The sequence below is a fragment of the Ensifer sp. LBL genome, from assembly GCF_050435225.1.
GTDB lineage: Bacteria > Pseudomonadota > Alphaproteobacteria > Rhizobiales > Rhizobiaceae > Ensifer.
Genome location: NZ_JBNDJY010000002.1, coordinates 298,077 through 317,724 on the forward strand (window position 1 = coordinate 298,077; position 19,648 = coordinate 317,724).

Below are 19,648 nucleotides of genomic sequence, written 5' to 3' on the forward strand. Positions count from 1 at the left end.
GACATGAACATGCACACCAAAACCACAAGCCGCATCCGCGCCATCAACTGGAACCGGATCGAGGACGACAAGGACCTGGAGGTCTGGAACCGGCTCACCGGCAATTTCTGGCTGCCGGAAAAAGTGCCGCTCTCCAACGACATCCCCTCCTGGGCGACGCTTAAATCCGAGGAGCAGACGCTGACGATCCGGGTCTTCACCGGCCTCACCTTGCTCGACACGATCCAGAACGGCGTCGGCGCCATCAGGCTGATGGAGGATGCGGCCACGCCGCACGAGGAGGCGGTGCTTTCCAACATCTCCTTCATGGAGGCGGTGCACGCGCGCTCCTATTCCTCGATCTTCTCGACGCTCTGCCTGACGCCTGACGTCGACGACGCCTATCGCTGGTCGGAGGAAAACGAGTTCCTGCAGAAGAAGTCGGCGCTGATCATGGCGGAGTATTCCTCCGGCGATCCCTTGAAGAAGAAGGTCGCCAGCGTCTTTCTCGAGAGCTTCCTGTTTTATTCCGGCTTCTACCTGCCGATGTACTGGTCGAGCCGCGCCAAGCTCACCAACACCGCCGACATGATCCGCCTCATCATTCGCGACGAGGCGGTGCATGGCTACTATATCGGCTACAAATTCCAGCGCGCTTTGGAGCGTCTGAGCGAGGAGCGCCGCCAGGAGATCAAGGATTTCGCCTTCGACCTGCTGCTCGAACTCTATGACAACGAGGCGAAATACACCGAGGCGCTTTATGATGGCGTCGGGCTCACCGAAGACGTGAAGAAGTTCCTGCACTACAACGCCAATAAGGCGCTGATGAACCTCGGCTACGAGGCGCTGTTCCCGGCGGAAGCCTGCAAGGTCAATCCCGCTATCCTCTCCGCCCTTTCGCCGAACGCCGACGAGAACCACGACTTCTTCTCCGGCTCCGGCTCTTCCTACGTCATTGGCAAGGCGGTCGCGACCGAGGACGAGGACTGGGATTTTTAAGCGCAGTCCATCCGTGCACACCTGACAACAAAAGGCCGGCGAGGACATCCTCGCCGGCCTTTTGGTTCAGCAATAACAGCCCCTATTCTGCCGCGACCACCCGGCTTCGGCCGATCGTGGCCTGGGTCAGCAGGAAGGCGGCAAGGGCGCAAGCGGCAATCGCGCCGGCCATCGGCAGAGCCGTGCCGTCGAAGAAGATGGTCGCGACCACCATGGCGACGGCGGCGGTGACGAAGTGCAGCGTGCCCATCAGTGCCGACGCCGTGCCGGCGATCTCGCCGTGGTCTTCGAGCGCCAGCACCGCCGAGGTCGGGATGACCAGGCCGAGCACGCCGTAGCCGACGAAGAGGAAGGCAGCCATAACGGGCAACTGGTTGAAGCCGAGGCTCATGGCGATGAACATCGTGACCATGGTGAGCGCGAAGGCGCCGACGGCAAGATGCATGACGCGCACCAGGCCAAAACGCTCGCCGAGCCAGCCGGTCGCCTGCGACACCGCGAAGAACGACACGGCGTTCATCGAGAACGCCAGGCTATATTGCGTCGGCGTCAGCCCATAGTGGTCGATCAGCACGAAGGGTGAGTTAGCGAGATAGACGAGGAAACCGGAAATGCCGAGACCGCCGATGAAGGTCAGCGTCAGGAAGTTGCGGTCGGACAGAAGCAGGCGATAGGCGGCAAGCGCGCTTGCGATGCTGCTGTCGGCGCGGTCCTTCTTCGGCCGGGTTTCCTGCAACTGCGTCGACAGCAGGATCAGGCCGATGAAGGCGGCAATGGTCACCGCATAGAACACGCCGCGCCAGCCGTAGAAGCCGATGACGGCGCTGCCGGCGAGCGGCGCGAGGATCGGCGAAATGCTGAAGACCAGCATCAGCATCGACATCAGCCGCGCCGCCTGAACGCCGGTGTGCATGTCGCGCACCACGGCGCGCGGGATGACCATGCCGGCGGCACCACCGATGCCCTGCAGGAAGCGGAAGGCAATCAGGGTTTCGATGTCGGTCGAAAGCGCGCAGCCGATGCTGGCGACGGTGAAGAGGCCGATGCCGAGGTAAAGCGGCGCCTTGCGGCCCCAGATATCGGAGAGTGGACCGTAGATCAGCTGCGAGATGGCAAAGGAGATGAAGAAGGCCAGCAGGCTGAGCTGCACCACGCCGTTTTCGGCCGCCAGATCTTTGCCGATCGACGGCAGGGCCGGCAGGTACATGTCGATTGCAAAGGGGCCGATCGCCGAGATCAGGCCGAGCACGATCGCCGTGCGAAGGAAGGACGTTGTCATGGCAATGAACTTTCAGAAATCGCGCCAGCCGAACCGCTGCCGCCCGGATTGAAACTCAAAGACATCGTCGTGCCAGGATAGAGCGTTGGGGAACCGCATCCTGCGCTGACTATCTCGTCCATTAATTTGGACACAAGTGTAAAATTAGACAGTATTGTCTAAATCGTCAATGGGGCCTATCTTCGCTCCATGAAGAAATTTGATTTGGCCTCGGCTGACGCTCGCCCGCAGAAAGGGCAATTCGCGAAACGCCTCTCGATCCTGGAGGCCGCGGCCGATGTTTTCTGTCGGGAAGGCTTTTCCGGCGCCAGCATCGACGAGATCGCGGTCGTTGCCGGGGTCTCGCGCCAGACCATCTACAATCACTACCGCGAGAAAGAGACGCTGTTCATGGCGGTGATCCAGGACATCATGGATCGCGTGAACGGCGTGCTTTTCTCCATCCTCGCGACCTTTCCCGAAAATGCCGACAATCTCGAGGAAGACCTGGTCGAATTTGCCGTGCGCCTCAACAAGAACTGCAATTGCAACCAGGACGCCAAGTTCATCCAGAAGCTGATCTCGACCGAGGGCAACCGCTATCCGCATCTGTTCCAGTTCTGGCGGGAGCAGGGACCGGGCAAGACCGACCGGGCGCTGGCGGCGCTGTTTGCGCGCCTTGCCCACGTGGCGCCGCTCGACATCGACGATTTCGACCTCGCAGCGCGCCAGTTCATCGCGCTGATCAAGGCGGACCTGCAGATGGGCGGGCTCTTCGGTGAAACGCCGAGCGAAGAAGACCTGGAGATCAGCGCCCGCAGGGCGGTGAAGACGTTCCTGCGCGCCTATGGCCGGCCGGCAGCGGCCTCGGTGGGCTAACGCCACCCGTCGCCAGAAACCGATCCCGACCTATCTGGTGATGCGAAAATCACCGATGTGCTCGGGCGCGTCGACAAATTCGGCAACGACCTTCGAAACCCATGCACCCGGCGGGCCGTCATGCAGACGCTCTAGCATGAGAGTGACTGCCGCCTCCGGACCGCTGATCAACGCAGCCACCGAGCCATCCGCTTCGTTTCGAACCCATCCCACAAGACCGAGCCTGCGCGCCTCGTCGCGCGTCCAGACCCTGAAGCTAACGCCTTGCACACGCCCGAGAATCCGGACCAGCGCCGTCTTATCAGCCTCAGCCATGGCTCGTCTCCCTTGTCGTCTATCACGCAATCTGGCGCAGGGTGGCGGAAAGACAAGCCACCCGCAAATGGACTGGAAAGGCGACCACTGCAACCTAAAAATTTCCACACTACATTTCAAATATTTTGTTCGTGTATTTTTAAAAGTTGACGCGCGAAAACTTTTATGGTTTTTACGGCCTCACCAAGACGGCGGTGGGAGGGCCTCGCCAGCTTGGCTGAGACACAAGAAGGCCCGCGCCGTTTCCAGGGAGGAAACCATGAACATGTCCCGCATTCTGAAGTCGCTCGTCGCCGGCACGGCGCTGTCGCTCCTCGCCTCCACCGCCTTCGCCGATGGTATCGGCGCATCGCTGCTGACCCAGCAGCATCCGTTCTACATCGAGCTCGCCGACGCGATGAAAGCCGAGGCTGAAGCCAAGAACGTCAAGCTCGAGGTTTCGATCGCCAACCAGGATCTGAACAAGCAGCTCGCCGACGTCGAAGACTTCATCGTCAAGGGCGTCGACGTCATCGTCATCTCGCCGGTCGACAGCCAGGGCGTACGCGCCGCGATCGAGAAGGCCGAGAAGGCCGGCATCAAGGTGATCACCGTCGACGTTCCGGCCAACGGCGCGACCGTGACCTCGCACATCGGCACCGACAACTTCACCGGCGGCGTCAAGGCCGGCGAGCTGATGGCCAAGGTCCTCGACAATAAGGGCAAGGTCGCCGTCATCGACTACCCGACGGTCCAGTCGGTGGTGAACCGCGTCAACGGCTTCAAGGAAGCGATCGCCAAGCATCCCGACATGGAGATCGTCGCGATCCAGACCGGCATCACCCGCGCCGAAGCGCTGGCCGCTGCCCAGAACATGCTGCAGGCCAATCCCGATATATCAGGCATCTTCGGCTTCGGCGACGATGCGGCGCTCGCTGCCGCCGTCGCGGTCAAGGCTGCTGGTCTGGAATCCCAGGTCAAGGTCATCGGCTTTGACGGCATGAAGGAAGCCCGCGACGCCGTCGACACCAACCCGGTCATGGTCGGCGTCATCCAGCAGTTCCCGGACCAGATGGGCAAGCAGGCCGTCGACACCGCCGTCAAGGTTGCCGCCGGCGAAACCGTCCCGGCCGAACAGCCGATCGTTCCGGGCGTCTACACCGCGAAGTAAGTCCTCCCAGGACAGCCGCCGCCTCACCTCAGGGGCGGCGGCACCCATCAGGGTCCGTTTCCGTCCTCTGGCCGGAGGCGCTGCTCTCGGCTGACCTGAAGGAGGCCGCCATGTTTGGTTCGACCAGCGATACCATTCTCGAAATCGACAACGTCACCAAATCCTTCGGCCAGGTCGCGGCACTGAAGGGCATGCGCCTCAAGGTCCGGCGCGGCCGGGTGCACACGCTGCTCGGCGAAAACGGCGCCGGCAAATCGACGCTGATGAAAATCCTTGCCGGCGTGCACGCGGCGACCTCGGGTGAAATCGCACTCGACGGACGCCCCTACCAGCCGCGCAACCCGCAGGATGCCGCCGCCCTCGGGCTTGCCATCGTCTTCCAGGAACTCAGCCTCTGCAGCAACCTGACGGTGGCCGAGAACATTCTCGCGACCCGCGAGCCGCGCCGCTTCGGCTTCATCAACGACAAGGAACTGGTCGCCAAAGCCCGTGCGATCGTTGCCGATCTCGGCCTGCCGATCGACGTCAGCGAGAAGGTCGGCAATCTCTCGATCGCCCAGCGCCAGCTGGTCGAGATCGCCAAGGGCCTCAGCCACGAGGCCAAGGTCGTCATCCTCGACGAGCCGACGTCGTCGCTCAGCGACAGCGAAGCCGAGATCCTGTTCGAGATCATCGGGCGGCTGAAGAGCCGCGGCGTCGCCGTCATCTACATCTCTCACCGCATGGAAGAGATCATGCGGCTCAGCGACGACATCACCGTCATCCGCGACGGTGAATATGTCTCCACCCATGACCGTGACGACGTCACCATCGAGGCGCTGATCGCGCTGATGGTCGGCCGCCGCATGGACGAAATCTATCCGCCGCCGGCGCACGAGCAGAAGGCGAAGGCCACGCCGGTTCTGGCCGTCGATGGCCTGACCCGCGACGGCGAATTCGAGGACATCTCCTTCGACATCCGGCCCGGGGAAATCCTCGGCTTCTTCGGACTGGTCGGTTCCGGCCGCTCGGAGGTGATGAACGCGCTGTTCGGCATGAAGACTGCGACCGGCACCGTGCGCTTCGAAGGGCAACCGGTCCGCTTCCGCTCACCGGCAGAGGCGATTGCCCGCGGCATCGGCTTCGTTACCGAAAACCGCAAGGAAGAAGGCCTCGTGCTCAGCCACAGTGTCGGCTGGAACATCTCGATGGCCGCCCTTTCCGACTTCACCAGCCCGCTCGGCTTCACCCGCAGCCGCGCCGAACGCACGGCGGCAGCCCAGGAAGTCGGCCGACTGGCGATCAAGACCCACTCGCTCGATACGCCCTCCGGCTCCTTGAGCGGCGGTAACCAGCAAAAGATCGTGCTCGCCAAGTGGCTGCTGACCCGACCCAAGGTGCTGATCCTCGACGAGCCGACCCGCGGCGTCGATGTCGGCGCCAAGTTCGAAATCTACAAGATCATCCGCCAGCTGGCGGCCGAGGGAACGGCGATCCTGCTGATCTCCTCCGAGCTGCCGGAGGTTCTGGGAATGAGCGACCGCGTCGTCGTCATGCACGAAGGCGTCATCGGCGCAACGCTCACCAGTGCCGACCTCAACCCGGAAACGATCATGGCGCACGCAACGGGATTCCAATCATGACACAGCAATCCGAAGTCCAGGCCGCCTTCCTGCGTGCCCTGAAACAGTATGGCGGCATCCTTTTGTCGCTGGTGATGCTCTGCGTCATCTTCTCCTTCCTCAACCCGCGCTTCATGTCGGTCGTCAACTTCATGAACATCCTGCAGCAGGTAGCCGTGGTGGCGATCGCCGCCTTCGGCATGACCTGGGTGATCCTGCTCGGTGAAATCGACCTTTCGGTCGGCTCGATCATTGCGGTCGCCGGCATGGTCGGGGCGCAATGTTTCGCCTTCGGCCTCGGCTTCGCGCCGGCGCTGGTCGTCACGCTTCTCGCCGGCGCCCTGATGGGCATGCTGAACGGCGTGCTGACGGCAAAGCTGCTTTTGCCATCCTTCATCGTCACCGTCGCGACCATGGGCATCTACCGCGGCATGGTCAGCCTGCCGACCAACGGCGCGCCGGCGATGATCGAGAACTCGACCTGGACGGCCATCGGCACGGAGAGTTTCCTCGGCCTGCCCATCATCATCTGGGTGGTCGCCGTGCTCTTCCTCGTCAACCACATCCTTCTGAGCAAGACGAGCTTCGGCCGCCGCGCCTATCTGACGGGCGGCAATCGCGAGGCAGCGGTCTATTCCGGCATCAAGGTCGACCGTCTGAAGATCACCATCTTCATGATCTCGGGCGTGATGGCGGCGATCAGCGGCGTGCTTCTGTCGTCCCGCCTGTTCTCTGCCCAGACCAATGCCGGCATGAGCTACGAGCTCGACGCGATCGCGGCTGCCGTGCTTGGCGGCACCTCGCTTGCCGGCGGCGTCGGCACCATGGTCGGCACGCTGATCGGCGCGCTCATCATCGGCGTCATGAACAACGGCATGAACATGCTGTCGGTCCCCTACTTCTACCAGCTCATCGTCAAGGGCCTGGTGATCCTGATCGCCGTTTGGCTCGACGTGCGCGCCAAGCAGGCAAAGCGCTGATCTTTCCGAAGAGAAACAACCCCATGCACAAGATACTGACGATCGGCGAAATCCTCGTGGAGATCATCGCCACCGAAAAGGGCGACGGCTTTCGCCAGGCGACCCCTTTGATCGGTCCCTACCCGTCGGGCGCGCCGGCGATCTTCATCGACCAGGTCGGCAAGCTCGGCCAGGCAGCGGCCATGATCTCGCGCGTCGGCAACGACGATTTCGGCCACGTCAACCTCGACCGGTTGAAGGCAGATGGCGTCGATATCTCGGGTATTGCTGTCGATCCGCTCGGCACCACCGGCAGCGCCTTCGTGCGCTATCGCGCCGACGGCAGCCGTGCCTTCGTCTTCAACATCCGCCACAGCGCCTGCGGCACGATCCGGCTCGACGAGGCAACCCGGGCGCTGGTCAGAACCTGCAGCCACCTGCACGTAATGGGCTCGTCGCTCTACGCCCCGAGCGTGGTCGAGAGCATCATCGCCGCGATCGAGATCATCAAATCGGCCGGCGGCACCGTCTCTTTCGATCCGAACCTTCGACCCGAAATCCTCGACAGCCCCGGCATGCGCGAGGCGCTGCAGACGGTGCTTGCCAAGACCGACCTCTTCCTGCCGAGCGGACAGGAACTCTTCCTGTTCACGCAGGCAAAGACCGAGGCGGAAGCCGTTGCGGAACTGCTCGCCGCCGGCATCAAGGCCGTTGTCGTCAAGCGCGGCGCCGAGGGCGCGAGCTACTTCGATCGTGAAACGACGCTCTCGCATCCGGGCTTTGCCGCCGAGGAGGTCGACCCGACCGGCGCCGGCGACTGCTTCGGTGCGACCTTCGTCACCTTCTGGCTGAACGGAGCCAAACCCGCTGAAGCGCTGGAATTCGCCAACGCCTCGGGCGCGCGCGCCGTCATGATCTCCGGCCCGATGGAAGGCGCCTCGGCGCGCGCCGATCTCGAAACCTTCATCACCGCGAAAAAGGGCTGACCGCCATGCAACAGAACCTTCTGATCGACATCGCCCGCTGGTCCGAACGCCCCGGCCCGCGCGGCATTCCCTCCGTCTGCTCGGCCCACCCGCTGGTGATCGAAGCCGCCATGCTGCGGGCACTCAAGGAGGACGCGGCGCTCCTGATCGAGGCGACCTGCAACCAGGTCAACCAGGACGGCGGCTATACCGGCATGACGCCCGCCGACTTCACCCGCTTCGTTGCCGAGATCGCCGATCGCGTCGCCTTCCCGAAGGAAAAGATCATCCTTGGCGGCGACCATCTCGGCCCGAACCCATGGAAGCACCTGCCGGCAGATGAGGCGATGGACAAGGCCGAGACGATGATCAAGGCCTATGCGAAGGCCGGCTTCACCAAGCTGCATCTGGACACCAGCATGGGCTGCGCCGGCGAGCCGGTGGCGCTGCCCGATGCGATGACCGCAGAACGCGCCGCGCGTCTGGCCGCCGCCGCCGAAGCTGCCCTTCGCGGCGAGGATGGCACCGCCCCCGTTTATATCATCGGCACCGAAGTGCCGGTTCCGGGCGGCGCACTGGAAGAACTCGACACGCTGGAAGTCACCGCACCAGAGGCGGCGATCGAGACCGTCTCCATTCATCGCCAGGCGTTTGAAAAGGCCGGCGCTGCCGACGCTTTCGGACGCGTCGTCGGCGCTGTGGTCCAGCCGGGCGTCGAATTCGGCAACGAGAATGTCATCGCCTATGACAGGGCAAAGGCCGCCAAGCTCAGCGCCAGCCTGAAACAGCTCGACGGCGTCGTCTTCGAGGCGCATTCGACCGACTACCAGACGCCGGAGGCGCTGCGCGATCTTGTTTCCGACGGCTTTGCCATCTTGAAGGTCGGCCCGGGCCTGACCTTCGCTCTGCGCGAAGCGCTTTACGGCCTCGACCAGATCGCCGCCTTCCTCTTTCCGGACGCCCGCAAGCAGACGCTGGCGGCGGTCACCGAGGACGTGATGCGCGAGGAGCCGGCCAACTGGGGCAAGTATTACCACGGCTCGGCAGAAGCCCAGCGACTGCAGCGGCATTTCTCCTATAGCGACCGCATCCGCTATTACTGGCCGCACCCGAAGGTCGCGGCAGCGGTCGAAGAACTTCTGGCGTTGCTCGATGGCGTGACGATCCCGGAAACGCTGATCAGCCAATATCTCCCCGGCAGTTACGAGCGGGTGCGCGACGGCGAAGTTGCCGCTCAAGCAAAACCGCTGGCACTTGCTGCCGTCGACCGGGTTCTCGAGGATTATTTCATGGCCTGCCGCGCTTAGCGGCCGGCCCTCTGTTCGGTGAATATTTGCGAGCCGGTACTGCCTATCCCCTCGAAATGAACCTATAAACGAAATCAAAACAATATGGGGCACAGCGACCGTGGACAGACAGATCAAGACCATGGAGGATTTTTCGGAGTTCGTCGGCCTGTCGCGCCCGACGGTCTCCAAATACTTCAATGATCCAGGCTCGGTCCGCAAGAAGACCCGCGATGCCATCGAGGCGGCGATCAAGCAGTCGGGCTTTCGCCCGAACATCTTCGCCGTCAACCTCAACCGCCGCCGCACCAACATCCTCGGCGTCATCGTTCCGAACTCGACCGACCCCTTCTACATGGCGCTGACGCGCCGGATCGAACACATCGCCAACCAGGCGGGTTTCCTCGCCTTCGTGCTCTCCTCCGACGGGCGGCCGGAAATGGAGGAACGGGCGATCGAGACCTTCAAGTCGATGAACGTCGCCGGCGCCATCATCGCCCCGCTCGGCGTGCAGTCGCATCACAAGACGCTGACAACGCTCGGCGCCAGCATTCCGCTGATCTACGTGGACTCGCCACTCGACGACAGCTCCTCCTTCGTCGGCACCGACAACCGCCAGAGCTTCCGGCTGATGGTCGACTATCTCTGCCGCTCCGGCAGTCCGCCCTGCTACTTCGGCATGCCGCCGGTCAACAACAACGCGATCGCCCGGCGCGACGCCTATCTGGAGGCGATGCAGCAGCTGAAGATGGAGCCGGCGCTGGTCGAAACCACACCGAACGCCGCCTGGGATTTTGAAAAATTCGGCTTCGACGAGACCCTGCGCATCCTCGGCGCCGGCGGCTTTCCGACAAAGACGGTACTCTGCGCCAACGACCGCGTCGCCTTCGGCGTTATCGCCGCCGCCTTCCAGTCGGGCCTCAAGGTCGGACGCGATGCCGACGCGGACCTGCGTGTCGCCGGCCACGACGATCATCCGCTGTCGCGCTACACCTGCCCGCCGCTGACGACTGTGGCGCAGAACTACAACGAGATCGGCCGACTGGCGATCGAGCTGCTTCTGTTCAAGCTCGGGGAAACCACCGACGACGGCGGCGCCTTCCCCGAGGACGAGCGCATTCTCCTGAGCGCCGAGATCATGCTGCGCGGGTCGGCCTAGCGAGGGTCGGGCGAACCGTTCTCCCCGAATGCGACCTTTCAGAAAAGTCCGCTCCAGAGAGGCCCGGTCGCGCCCAACAATCAGGATCGGCGCGGCAGCGCCAGAACCTGATCGGTCGTCAGGATATCGCCGAAAGTGTCGTCGATCGTCGCCAAAGATGCGCGATGCAGCACCGCATGCGAAACGACATCGCCGTCAGCCGTATCGAGATCACGCGTCGCGCAGGCATCCGAAGCGACGATGACGTTGAAGCCGAGCGGCACCGCGTCGCGCGCCGCGCCGGCCACGCAGGCATGGGTCATCAGGCCTGACATCACGAGTGTTTCGACGCCCGCCTGCTTCAACTGCGCGCCCAGATCCGTGCTGGCAAAAACGCTGACCGACGATTTGCGCACCACCGAATGGTTCGCAGCCGGTTGAATGTCCCGGTGAAACGCAGAGGCTTCGCTATCCTCGGCGAAGACAGGGCTGCCGGCCGGCGTGACATGCTTGACATGATAGACCTTCATGCCCTCGGCATCGGCGCGCGCGATCAGCCGTTTTGCATTCGCGAGCGCTCTTTCGCCGTCCGGGATCGGCATGCGGCCGGCAAAATACTCGTTCTGGAAATCGATCACCAGAAGCGCCGTCGTCTTGGGATCGAGGCTCTTAGGCGCCGGAGCGCCGGCAATCGTGCGGATGGTCGGGTGTTGCGTCATCAGAGGTTCCTTTCGCATTTCGACGCTCGCGAAGATCGTCAAAGCGGGCTCAACGCGAAAGTGGCCTGAACGACAATATGTGATAGGTTCCGGCCAAGTTGAGTGAATGAGTATCGGCCAGAACGTGCACACCATCGCCATCGTCGCCTTTGAGGGTATCAGCCCGTTTCACCTTTCGGTGCCCTGCATCGTCTTCGGCGACGACCTCCTGAAGCTCGGCGCGCCGCGTTACCGCCTGCTGATTGCCGGAGAGAAGGCCGGCTCCATCTGCACCATGTCCGGCTTCAGCATCGAGGTGGAGCACGATCTCGCGAGCCTCGCCGAGGCGGATACGATCGTCGTGCCGGCCTGGAACGATCCCGGTAACCGGCCGCCGGAAGGCCTGATTGAGGCTCTGCGCGCAGCCCACGCCCGCGGCGCCCGGCTTGTTGGTCTCTGTCTCGGCACGTTCGTGCTCGCCGAGGCCGGCCTGCTCGATGGGCGGGCCGCCTCGACGCACTGGGCCTGGGCCGATGAATTCGAGCGTGCCTATCCGCATGTCACGCTGAACCGGAACGCGCTCTATCTCGACGAGGGCGATATCCTGACATCAGCAGGAACGGCGGCGGCGATCGACTGCTGCCTGCACATCGTGCGCAAAGATCATGGTGCCGAGATCGCCAACCGCATCGCCCGCCGGCTGGTCGTCGCACCGCACCGCCATGGCGACCAGGCGCAATATATCGAAGCGCCAATCCCGGCCCCCGGCAGCGGCGACCCGCTCGGAGCGACGATCGCCTGGGCGATCGAACATCTCGACGAGCCGCTGGCGCTCGAGCGCCTCGCCGATCACGCGGGCATGAGCCTGCGCAGCTTCACCCGTCATTTTCGCAAGAAGACCGGAACGACCTTCACGCAATGGCTGCTGGCGCAGCGTCTCGCCGTGGCGCAGCGCCTGCTCGAGACGGGTTCCTGTTCCGTCGATCACATCGCCGGCATGGCCGGCTTCGGCTCCACCGTCTCGCTCCGCCAGCATTTCACCCGGGCGTTTTCCATTTCGCCGGCGAGTTATCGTCGTCAGTTCCGCAGCCGGCCCACGGCGGAAACCGGACGCTAAGCGTGCTGCACGCCTCCGCGGCTGCAGCAACCCGGGTGCAAGGAATGGACGGCAGCGCCGTTCTCAGCTTCGCTTCGTACCCGCCACAACGTCAGCGAACGAACCCAACTCGGACGCGATGCGCTCGATCAGCAGCCGCACCCGGCGCGGCTGCACGCTCAGCGGCGGATAGACGATCTGAAGCCCGGTCTCGCCGACCGCAAATTCGGACAGCAGTTCGATGAGGGCACCGGACGCCAGGTCCTCGGCGATGTCCCAGACGGACTTGAGCGCGATGCCATGGCCATCCCGGCACCACTGCGCCACGAGCCCACCGTCATTGGCGACGCGCCGGCCGCGCACCATCACCCTGTGCGGCTTGCCGTCCACCTGAAAGGCCCATTCGCGATCGAGATTGGCGCCGAAGCGCATGATGATGCAGTCGTGGCGGGAGAGATCGTCGGGGTGTTCCGGTCGCCCCACGGCTTCGAGATAGGCCGGCGCCGCGCATACGACGCGCCGGTTCTCCCCAAGCGGCCGAGACCGCAGCGTGCTGTCGGCAAGCACGCCGTGCCGGATCGCGAAATCCATGCCCTGGCCGACCAGGTCGAGGTAACCGTCGGTGAGATTGAGATCGACCGTCACGTCGGGGTGCTCGGCGAGAAACCGGTCGAGGATCGGCACGATATAGCGCCGCCCCATATCCTCAGGCGCACTCAGCCGGATCGGGCCGGAGATCGTGCGCGTGCCCGAACGGATGCCGCTTTCCAGTTCGTCGGCCTCCGCCAGCAACCGGCGGGCACCGTCCACCAGCAGACGCCCCTCCTCCGTCAGGCTGATCGCCCGCGTCGTCCGTTTCAGAAGTGCAGCGCCATAGTGCGCTTCCAGTGCAGCCAACCGCTCGGACACCGAGGCTGGCGACAACCCCTTCTCGCGACCGGCGGCGGAAAGCCCGCCCTTTTCGACGATCAGAAGGAACAGTGCCAGATTGTCGAGCAGCATCTTTCGATTTCTCCGAAATATAATTTTGGAACTAAGCCAATTATCCGGATGCGCCGCAAGCGCTAAATTCCGAAGCGAAAGGAGACGCGTGATGCAGCTCGACCATGTCACCATTCGCACTGCCGATATCGACGGAACGCGCGCGTTCTTCGAAACGGTCTTCGATCTCACCATCGGGGAACGTCCGGCCGCAATCCGACACATCCCCGGCTGCTGGCTCTATGCCGAAGGCAAGCCGATCGTTCACATCATCGGCAGCCGCGGCATGGGGTTCGAGCGGGCGGCCGAAGCGATCGATCATGTCGGCTTTCGGCTGGAAGGCTACGCCGCCTTTCGCGCCAGACTCGACCGGCTCGCCATTCCCTATTCGACCATGGACCTTGCCGATATCGGCGAGCGCCGGCTGTTCCTGCGCGCGCCCGGCGGACCGCTGCTCGAAGCCGTCTTTTCCGAACCCGTTCCCACCCATTATCCCGGAGAATGACCATGACCTTCACTGACACCACTGTCTCCGTCGTCATCGGCGGCACCAGCGGTATCGGCGCCGCCGTCGCCAAGGCGCTTGCCAAGCGCCCGGGTCGGGTGGAGATCGCCAGCCGCGCCACCGGTCTCGATCTTGCCGATACCGCAGCAGTGGCTGCCTATTTCCGCAGGCTCGGGCCGATCGACCACCTGATCATGACCGCCGGCTCCGCCGCGCCCGGCGGCAAGGTGAGCGATGTCGATCTCGATGCCGCCAAGGCGGCTTTCGACATCAAGTTCTGGGGATCGGTCGTGGTCGCCCGGGAGGCTGCCCGATACATGCGCGCCGGCGGTACGATCACCTTCACCTCGGGTTTCCTCGCCCGCCGAACGGTCCCCGGCACCTTCGTCAAGACGGCGATGAACGCGGCGCTCGAAGCGACCGCCAAGGTCATGGCCAAGGAGTTGGCCCCGCTGCGGGTGAACGTCGTCAGCCCCGGCCTGACGCGGACGGAAGCCTATGCCGGCATGGCCGGCGAGGCGCGCGACGCGATGTTCGACCGCGCTGCAGCGACCCTGCCTGCCGGCCGCGCCGGGCAACCCGAAGATATCGCCCAAGGCCATCTCTTCGCCATCGACAATCCCTTCGTCACCGGCTCGGTGATCGACATCGAAGGCGGCGCGCTGATCAACTGACGCGCCTCCCCACGCTTTGCCCGGTCGCCTGGCGACTGCCCCTCACCAAGGATTTCACCATGCCATCGCTCTTTTCTCCGATCTCGCTCGGATCGCTGACCCTGCCCAACCGCATTGCGCTTGCGCCGATGACGCGGGCGCGCAGCAGCCAGCCGGGCAACGTGCCCAACGCCCTGATGGCCGAGTACTATGCTCAGCGCGCCTCGGCCGGCCTCATCGTCACCGAGGCCACCCAAATCTCGGCGCAGGGCCAGGGCTACTCGTTTACGCCCGGCATCCACTCTCCCGAGCAGATCGCCGGCTGGCGGCTCGTCACCGACGCGGTGCACCGGGCCGGAGGCCGCATCGTGCTGCAGCTCTGGCATGTCGGCCGCATGAGCCATGAGAGTTTCCACGACGGCGCCAGCCCGGTCGCACCGTCCGCGATTTCACCGGACGCAAAGGTCTGGGTGGCCGATCCGGAAACCGGCATCGGCGCGATGGTCGACAGCCCCGTGCCGCGCGCCTTGGCGCTGAGCGAGATCGCCGGCATCGTCGAGGATTTCCGCCAGGCGGCGGCCAACGCCATCGAAGCCGGTTTTGACGGCGTCGAGATCCATGGCGCCAACGGCTACCTGGTCGACCAGTTCCTGCGGCGCTCGTCCAACCGACGCGACGACCGCTATGGCGGCCCGGCCGAAAACCGCATCCGCTTCCTGGTCGAGGTCGCCGAGGCGGTTGCCGGCGAGATCGGCGCCTCCCGCGTCGGCATCCGGCTTTCGCCCTATATCACCCAGCGCAACATGGAGGACGACGAGATCATCCCGACGATCCTGAAAGCCGCGCGTGAAATCGACCGCGTCGGTCTCGCCTATATCCATCTGGTGGAAGCCGACTGGGACGATGCGCCCGTTATCCCGGACGACTTCCGCCGCGAACTGCGCGCCGCCTATTCCGGCCGCATCATCGTCGCCGGCCGCTATGATCGCAACAAGGCCGAGGCGATCCTTGCCGCCGGCCTTGCCGACATCGTCGCCTTCGGCCGCTCGTTCATCGCCAATCCGGACCTGCCGCGCCGGCTGAAAGACGGGCTGCCGCTCGCAACCTTCGACGGGGCCACGCTTTTCGGCGGTAGCGCCGAAGGCTACTCTAACTATCCGGCACTCGAGCGCGTGGCATGACCGCGGCAATCACACCTCTTCACCCCAAAAAGGAGCAACTCATGAAAGCTGTCGCCCTCACCCGCTATCTCCCGGTTTCCGACCCGGAAAGTTTCGTCGATGTCGAGCTCCCGAAGCCGGAACCCAAGGGGCATGACATCCTGGTCGCCGTCCACGCCGTCGCGGTCAATCCCGTCGACGTGAAGATGCGCGCGCCGAAGGACAAGATCGAGGAAACGCCGCGCGTGCTCGGCTGGGACGCAAGCGGCGTGGTCGAGGCGGTCGGTCCTGACGTGACGCTGTTCCAGCCTGGAGACGCCGTCTACTACGCCGGCGACCTGACGCGGTCGGGATCCAACCAGCAGTATCAACTGGTCGACGAGCGCATCGTCGGGCGCAAGCCGAAGACCCTGTCCTTTGCGGAAGCGGCCGCCCTGCCATTGACGACGATCACCGCCTATGAGGCCTTCTTCGACCGGCTCGGCATCGACCGGGACGGCGCAGACCGCGGCCAGTCGATCCTCATCGTCGGCGGCGCCGGCGGCGTCGGCTCGATCGGCATCCAGCTGGCAAAGCGCGCCGGCCTCACCGTCATCGCCACGGCGTCGCGGCCGGAAACCATCGCCTGGGTCAAGGAACTCGGCGCCGACCATGTGGTCAGCCATCGTGAACCGCTGGTCGCGCAGGTCCGGTCGCTAGGCTTCACGCATGTCGACCACATCGCCATCTTCAACGACATGCGCCACTGGGACGACGCCGTCGAGTTGATCCGGCCGCAAGGCGGCATCGTCTCGATCGACAACACCGACGTCCCGATGCCCATGGCCGGCATGAAGACCAAGGCGGCGAGCCTGCATTGGGAGTTCATGTTCGCCCGCCCGATGCACCAGACATCAGACATGATCGAGCAACATCGTCTGCTCAGCTTCGTCGCCGACGAGATCGACGCCGGACGGCTGAAGACGACGCTTGCCGAGGTGCTCTCGCCGATCAACGCCGCGAACCTGCGCGAAGCGCATCGCCGTATCGAGACCGGGGCCGCCAAGGGCAAGATCGTCATCGAAGGCTTTGGCGGCTAACCGCCACGGTCGTCGATCCAAGTGAAATCGCTTGCCGCGACACAGATTGCGGCAAGCGCCCCCCACCTCTGAAATTTCGGCAGCATACCGCGCCGCGCCAAACGGTCGGGCAACTTTGGCGATCGCGGCGCCCCGTGCACAGCAATCGTATCAACGCTCGCCCCAATGAAATTGCGACCGCAGCGCGATATCGATATATCCAAACAGATATATCGATTCTTCGAGGCTTCCTTTCAGGCCAATCCCGACACATCCGCCCAAAAACGCCCGAACAGGCGACCTCGCGGCACGCGAAAAGGCCGGTGTAAACGCCCGAAGAAAAATAAGGAGAATGCTCGTGCCCTACGAACTCGTCGTCTCCCAGGGACGCATCGCCGACAGAACGCCTGGCGCCATCCTCGGGGCGGCCCTGACGGCCGAAGCTCTGGGCAAGCGCACCGGGCTGCAGCCGATCACTATCGGCAGCCCATCGCCGGCGAAGGAAGACGATTGGTCGGCAAGCCTGCCCGAGGCCGGGGAGACCCTGGCGGGCCTGCAGGCGGCGATTGCCGCAACACTGCAACGTGGCGACAAACCGCTTTTCATCGCCAATACCTGCTCCGCCAGCCTTGCGACACTGCCTGTCGTTGCGCGGGAACGCGCCGACGCGGTGTTGCTCTGGATCGACGCCCATGGCGATTTCAACACGCCGCAGACGACCGAAAGCGGCTATCTCGGCGGCATGGTGCTGGCTGCCGCCTGCGGGCTTTGGGAAAGCGGCCACGGCAGCGGGCTGAACCCGGAAAAGGTTGTCATCGTCGGCGCGCGCGACATCGATCCCGCGGAGATGGATCTGTTGCAGCAGGCGGGCGTGCGCATCGTACCGCCCGCGGAAGCGACGCCGGAGGCCATTCTTTCGTTGATCGGCGATGCGCCGGTCTGGATCCATGTCGATTGGGACGTGCTCGAGCCGAACCATGTGCCGGCCGCCTATGCCATCGGCGACGGCCTTTATCCGCAGATCTTGCGCGCCATCTTCGCGGCGATCCCGAAAGATCAGATCGCCGGCATAGAGCTCGCGGAATTCGAAGCGTCCAAGGACGTGCGAAGAGATGAAGCTGCGATCGAATGCCTGCTCGGCATCGTGGAACCGTTGCTGGCCTGACGCGGATCAGCGTCGAGTCTGCCCCGGTCGAATCCTCGTCACCCGTCCGTTTCCGGTTCGGCCTTCACCTTCGTGATGATCTCGCCGAGCACCAGATGCAGCGCGTCGCGGTAGCCGTTGCGCGCAGACGGGCCGCTTTCGGCCGAGGTCATCACCACGGTCAGATCGAGGCTCGGGATGATGTAGAGCATCTGGCCGCCATAGCCCCAGGCGAAATGCACCTCCTCGCCGGCGATCTGGCGCTCGAACCAGCCATAGCCGTATTCGTCGCCGGAAAAGCGCGAGTTGGTGCGATGCTGCCAGGAGGCCGCGATCCACCCTGCCGAGACCAGTTGCTGGCCTGACGCGGTGCGCCCGCCATTGCGGTAGAGTTCGCCGAAGGCCAGCAGCGAGCGCGGGCTCATCGCCATCTGGTTGCCGCCGAGGTAGATGCCTTGCGGGTCGCGATCCCAGGCCCCGATGCGGAAGCCTTCGAGCGGCCCCAGCCACTCGCGCGCCAGCGCCAGGGTCGACTTGCCGCTGACCTTCGTCAGGATCGCCGAAAGCAGATGGGTGGAGGCGGTGGAATAGAGCATCTCGCCGCCGGGGTCGTCGTCGAAGGGTTGAGCCAGCGCCGTTCGCACCCAGTTACGGCTGGCGACCCATCGACCGTAGTTCGGCCCGGAGAGACGGCCAAGCCCCGCCTGCATCGAAAGCAAATGACCGATGGTGATGTCGTTGATGCGCGGATCCGGCGAGGCCGGCAGGTCCGCCTTCAGGATCGGCGCGATCTTCTGATCCGGCCCCTCGAGCAGCCCCTTGTCGATGGCGATGCCGACCAGCGCCGAGATAATCGATTTCGAGGCCGACTTGATGTTGGTCGAGTCCGTCACGCGGTTGCGACCGTAACCACGCTCGGCAACGATCTTGCCCTCGCGCGCGACGATCACGGTCTTCAGAGGATCGAGGTCCGGCCGCGAGGCCAGTTCGTCCAGCAAGGCCGAAACCGGCGATGGCGTCTGGGCCAAGGCCGGCCAGGCGACGAGCGTCGAGACGACGAGGACCAAGGCGGCGAAGCGGGCGACGATGACTGCGGCAAATCTGATCATGGATCAGCATCTAAGACCGGCTTGCGCCGCCGTCATCCACTGCACGGCCATCTCACGGCGATTTGACAGCCCGGTGAGCGGGGCGCCGCCGTCGAACTCAGCCCTCCGGCCGCCGTGCGAAGGCTTCGACGAAACGCGTCAGGCTCTGCTCGACAAAGGCCGTGACCGGCATCTTCGGGTCGAAACTCCACCAGAGCAACGATCCCTGCCATTGCGACGCCATCAAAAGGCCGAGGCCCGGGCTCGCAGCGGGCAGACCGGCGAGACATTCGTCGAGCACGCCCGAAAGCACGTCGCGCCACTTCGCGCCGCGGGCACGCAGCAGAGGATCGCGCAGGTCCTCACGGAGAATCCGGAGGTCGTCGGCATAGCTGTCGATACCGCCATAATCGCCCGAGAGACCCACCAGCAGCGCGACAGCGCCCTCCGGTGTTCGCGGCACGCTCGCCATCAGCTCCGCCGTCTGCCCGTCCAGCCCATCCCAGGCCTGGATGAGCGCCCGCTGGATCAACTTCGCCTTATTCTCAAAGCGCTGCACCAGCGTTGCGCCGGAAAGACCTGTGCGTGCAGCCAGCGCCGCGAAGGTCAGGCCATCGGGACCATCGGCCCGCATCAGTGCGAAGGCGGCGGCCAGCACCTCTTCGTCTGGCATGGTTTTTGGGCGAGGCATCTTGACTCTCATTTATAACCGAACAATCATTTATATATCATACCA

General features: G+C 64.1%; 20 protein-coding genes. 14 read left to right on the top strand and 6 right to left on the bottom strand.

Features of this window, described 5'->3' with window-relative positions; all coding sequences use genetic code 11:
* The first annotated feature begins 3 nt into the window (after window positions 1-3).
* A complete protein-coding gene (nrdF, locus tag OKW20_RS08625; RefSeq protein WP_429171514.1) occupies window positions 4-978 on the top strand; it encodes a class 1b ribonucleoside-diphosphate reductase subunit beta in 975 nt (324 codons plus the stop codon).
* A gap of 82 nt (window positions 979-1,060) precedes the next feature.
* Here nrdF and OKW20_RS08630 read toward each other — a convergent pair whose 3' ends face one another.
* Window positions 1,061-2,257: a multidrug effflux MFS transporter gene (locus OKW20_RS08630; protein WP_043622594.1), complete on the bottom strand. Its 1,197-nt coding sequence runs from the start codon at window positions 2,255-2,257 to the stop codon at window positions 1,061-1,063.
* A 189-nt stretch (window positions 2,258-2,446) separates the two neighbouring features.
* On the opposite strand from OKW20_RS08630, the gene OKW20_RS08635 reads away from it, so the two are divergent.
* Window positions 2,447-3,115, top strand: coding sequence for a TetR/AcrR family transcriptional regulator C-terminal domain-containing protein (locus OKW20_RS08635; protein WP_429171516.1), 669 nt, complete (start codon window positions 2,447-2,449; stop codon window positions 3,113-3,115).
* A gap of 30 nt (window positions 3,116-3,145) precedes the next feature.
* Here OKW20_RS08635 and OKW20_RS08640 read toward each other — a convergent pair whose 3' ends face one another.
* Complete coding sequence (locus OKW20_RS08640; protein WP_429171518.1) at window positions 3,146-3,430, bottom strand: acylphosphatase; 285 nt, start codon at window positions 3,428-3,430, stop codon at window positions 3,146-3,148.
* A 259-nt stretch (window positions 3,431-3,689) separates the two neighbouring features.
* Here OKW20_RS08640 and OKW20_RS08645 point away from each other — a divergent pair, with 259 nt between their 5' ends.
* From OKW20_RS08645 to OKW20_RS08670, 6 genes are all read left to right on the top strand, one after another.
* Entirely contained in the window at window positions 3,690-4,580 is an 891-nt protein-coding gene (locus tag OKW20_RS08645; protein WP_077963186.1) for a substrate-binding domain-containing protein, read from the top strand.
* Window positions 4,581-4,690: 110 nt separating this feature from the next.
* Window positions 4,691-6,202, top strand: coding sequence for a sugar ABC transporter ATP-binding protein (locus tag OKW20_RS08650; RefSeq protein ID WP_429171520.1), 1,512 nt, complete (start codon window positions 4,691-4,693; stop codon window positions 6,200-6,202).
* Window positions 6,199-7,161 (top strand): ABC transporter permease, encoded by a 963-nt coding sequence (locus tag OKW20_RS08655; RefSeq protein WP_043622580.1) that lies wholly within the window; start codon window positions 6,199-6,201, stop codon window positions 7,159-7,161. Before OKW20_RS08650 ends, OKW20_RS08655 begins: the two co-directional genes overlap by 4 nt.
* A gap of 23 nt (window positions 7,162-7,184) precedes the next feature.
* Complete coding sequence (locus OKW20_RS08660) at window positions 7,185-8,126, top strand: tagatose kinase (RefSeq protein ID WP_429171522.1); 942 nt, start codon at window positions 7,185-7,187, stop codon at window positions 8,124-8,126.
* Between the two features lie 5 nt (window positions 8,127-8,131).
* Window positions 8,132-9,412, top strand: coding sequence for a D-tagatose-bisphosphate aldolase, class II, non-catalytic subunit (locus OKW20_RS08665; protein WP_429171524.1), 1,281 nt, complete (start codon window positions 8,132-8,134; stop codon window positions 9,410-9,412).
* Between the two features lie 121 nt (window positions 9,413-9,533).
* The gene (locus OKW20_RS08670) at window positions 9,534-10,550 is read left to right on the top strand and encodes a LacI family DNA-binding transcriptional regulator (RefSeq protein WP_043622652.1); all 1,017 of its coding nucleotides are present in this window, start codon (window positions 9,534-9,536) and stop codon (window positions 10,548-10,550) included.
* An 80-nt stretch (window positions 10,551-10,630) separates the two neighbouring features.
* On the opposite strand, the gene OKW20_RS08675 is transcribed toward OKW20_RS08670, so the two are convergent.
* Window positions 10,631-11,248, bottom strand: coding sequence for an isochorismatase family protein (locus OKW20_RS08675; protein WP_429171526.1), 618 nt, complete (start codon window positions 11,246-11,248; stop codon window positions 10,631-10,633).
* 106 nt (window positions 11,249-11,354) lie between these two features.
* Here OKW20_RS08675 and OKW20_RS08680 point away from each other — a divergent pair, with 106 nt between their 5' ends.
* A complete protein-coding gene (locus OKW20_RS08680; RefSeq protein WP_429171527.1) occupies window positions 11,355-12,344 on the top strand; it encodes a GlxA family transcriptional regulator in 990 nt (329 codons plus the stop codon).
* 63 nt (window positions 12,345-12,407) lie between these two features.
* On the opposite strand, the gene OKW20_RS08685 is transcribed toward OKW20_RS08680, so the two are convergent.
* Window positions 12,408-13,325 carry a LysR substrate-binding domain-containing protein gene (locus tag OKW20_RS08685; RefSeq protein ID WP_429171528.1) on the bottom strand — a complete coding sequence of 306 codons (918 nt, stop codon included), beginning with the start codon at window positions 13,323-13,325 and terminating at the stop codon, window positions 12,408-12,410.
* A 91-nt stretch (window positions 13,326-13,416) separates the two neighbouring features.
* Between OKW20_RS08685 and OKW20_RS08690 the strand changes: the two genes are divergently transcribed.
* The 5 genes from OKW20_RS08690 to OKW20_RS08710 all read left to right on the top strand — a co-directional run bounded on the left by OKW20_RS08690 (window position 13,417) and on the right by OKW20_RS08710 (window position 17,845).
* Window positions 13,417-13,809 (top strand): glyoxalase, encoded by a 393-nt coding sequence (locus tag OKW20_RS08690; RefSeq protein ID WP_043622571.1) that lies wholly within the window; start codon window positions 13,417-13,419, stop codon window positions 13,807-13,809.
* 2 nt (window positions 13,810-13,811) lie between these two features.
* Window positions 13,812-14,483, top strand: coding sequence for an SDR family oxidoreductase (locus OKW20_RS08695; RefSeq protein WP_429171530.1), 672 nt, complete (start codon window positions 13,812-13,814; stop codon window positions 14,481-14,483).
* Between the two features lie 59 nt (window positions 14,484-14,542).
* Window positions 14,543-15,643 carry an alkene reductase gene (locus OKW20_RS08700; protein WP_429171532.1) on the top strand — a complete coding sequence of 367 codons (1,101 nt, stop codon included), beginning with the start codon at window positions 14,543-14,545 and terminating at the stop codon, window positions 15,641-15,643.
* A gap of 41 nt (window positions 15,644-15,684) precedes the next feature.
* Complete coding sequence (locus tag OKW20_RS08705) at window positions 15,685-16,701, top strand: zinc-binding alcohol dehydrogenase family protein (RefSeq protein ID WP_429171534.1); 1,017 nt, start codon at window positions 15,685-15,687, stop codon at window positions 16,699-16,701.
* Window positions 16,702-17,038: 337 nt separating this feature from the next.
* Complete coding sequence (locus tag OKW20_RS08710; RefSeq protein ID WP_429171536.1) at window positions 17,039-17,845, top strand: arginase family protein; 807 nt, start codon at window positions 17,039-17,041, stop codon at window positions 17,843-17,845.
* 38 nt (window positions 17,846-17,883) lie between these two features.
* On the opposite strand, the gene OKW20_RS08715 is transcribed toward OKW20_RS08710, so the two are convergent.
* Both OKW20_RS08715 and OKW20_RS08720 read right to left on the bottom strand, forming a co-directional pair.
* The gene (locus OKW20_RS08715; protein WP_429171538.1) at window positions 17,884-18,933 is read right to left on the bottom strand and encodes a serine hydrolase domain-containing protein; all 1,050 of its coding nucleotides are present in this window, start codon (window positions 18,931-18,933) and stop codon (window positions 17,884-17,886) included.
* Window positions 18,934-19,030: 97 nt separating this feature from the next.
* A complete protein-coding gene (locus OKW20_RS08720) occupies window positions 19,031-19,603 on the bottom strand; it encodes a TetR/AcrR family transcriptional regulator (RefSeq protein ID WP_429171540.1) in 573 nt (190 codons plus the stop codon).
* Window positions 19,604-19,648 lie beyond the last annotated feature (45 nt).

What these genes read in the sequence shown, in the direction of transcription:
- nrdF (WP_429171514.1), top strand. Translation starts at nt 4, where the DNA reads ATGAACATGCACACCAAAACCACAAGCCGCATCCGCGCCATCAACTGG.
- OKW20_RS08630 (WP_043622594.1), bottom strand. Translation starts at nt 2,257, where the DNA reads ATGACAACGTCCTTCCTTCGCACGGCGATCGTGCTCGGCCTGATCTCG.
- OKW20_RS08635 (WP_429171516.1), top strand. Translation starts at nt 2,447, where the DNA reads ATGAAGAAATTTGATTTGGCCTCGGCTGACGCTCGCCCGCAGAAAGGG.
- OKW20_RS08640 (WP_429171518.1), bottom strand. Translation starts at nt 3,430, where the DNA reads ATGGCTGAGGCTGATAAGACGGCGCTGGTCCGGATTCTCGGGCGTGTG.
- OKW20_RS08645 (WP_077963186.1), top strand. Translation starts at nt 3,690, where the DNA reads ATGAACATGTCCCGCATTCTGAAGTCGCTCGTCGCCGGCACGGCGCTG.
- OKW20_RS08650 (WP_429171520.1), top strand. Translation starts at nt 4,691, where the DNA reads ATGTTTGGTTCGACCAGCGATACCATTCTCGAAATCGACAACGTCACC.
- OKW20_RS08655 (WP_043622580.1), top strand. Translation starts at nt 6,199, where the DNA reads ATGACACAGCAATCCGAAGTCCAGGCCGCCTTCCTGCGTGCCCTGAAA.
- OKW20_RS08660 (WP_429171522.1), top strand. Translation starts at nt 7,185, where the DNA reads ATGCACAAGATACTGACGATCGGCGAAATCCTCGTGGAGATCATCGCC.
- OKW20_RS08665 (WP_429171524.1), top strand. Translation starts at nt 8,132, where the DNA reads ATGCAACAGAACCTTCTGATCGACATCGCCCGCTGGTCCGAACGCCCC.
- OKW20_RS08670 (WP_043622652.1), top strand. Translation starts at nt 9,534, where the DNA reads ATGGAGGATTTTTCGGAGTTCGTCGGCCTGTCGCGCCCGACGGTCTCC.
- OKW20_RS08675 (WP_429171526.1), bottom strand. Translation starts at nt 11,248, where the DNA reads ATGACGCAACACCCGACCATCCGCACGATTGCCGGCGCTCCGGCGCCT.
- OKW20_RS08680 (WP_429171527.1), top strand. Translation starts at nt 11,355, where the DNA reads ATGAGTATCGGCCAGAACGTGCACACCATCGCCATCGTCGCCTTTGAG.
- OKW20_RS08685 (WP_429171528.1), bottom strand. Translation starts at nt 13,325, where the DNA reads ATGCTGCTCGACAATCTGGCACTGTTCCTTCTGATCGTCGAAAAGGGC.
- OKW20_RS08690 (WP_043622571.1), top strand. Translation starts at nt 13,417, where the DNA reads ATGCAGCTCGACCATGTCACCATTCGCACTGCCGATATCGACGGAACG.
- OKW20_RS08695 (WP_429171530.1), top strand. Translation starts at nt 13,812, where the DNA reads ATGACCTTCACTGACACCACTGTCTCCGTCGTCATCGGCGGCACCAGC.
- OKW20_RS08700 (WP_429171532.1), top strand. Translation starts at nt 14,543, where the DNA reads ATGCCATCGCTCTTTTCTCCGATCTCGCTCGGATCGCTGACCCTGCCC.
- OKW20_RS08705 (WP_429171534.1), top strand. Translation starts at nt 15,685, where the DNA reads ATGAAAGCTGTCGCCCTCACCCGCTATCTCCCGGTTTCCGACCCGGAA.
- OKW20_RS08715 (WP_429171538.1), bottom strand. Translation starts at nt 18,933, where the DNA reads ATGATCAGATTTGCCGCAGTCATCGTCGCCCGCTTCGCCGCCTTGGTC.
- OKW20_RS08720 (WP_429171540.1), bottom strand. Translation starts at nt 19,603, where the DNA reads ATGCCTCGCCCAAAAACCATGCCAGACGAAGAGGTGCTGGCCGCCGCC.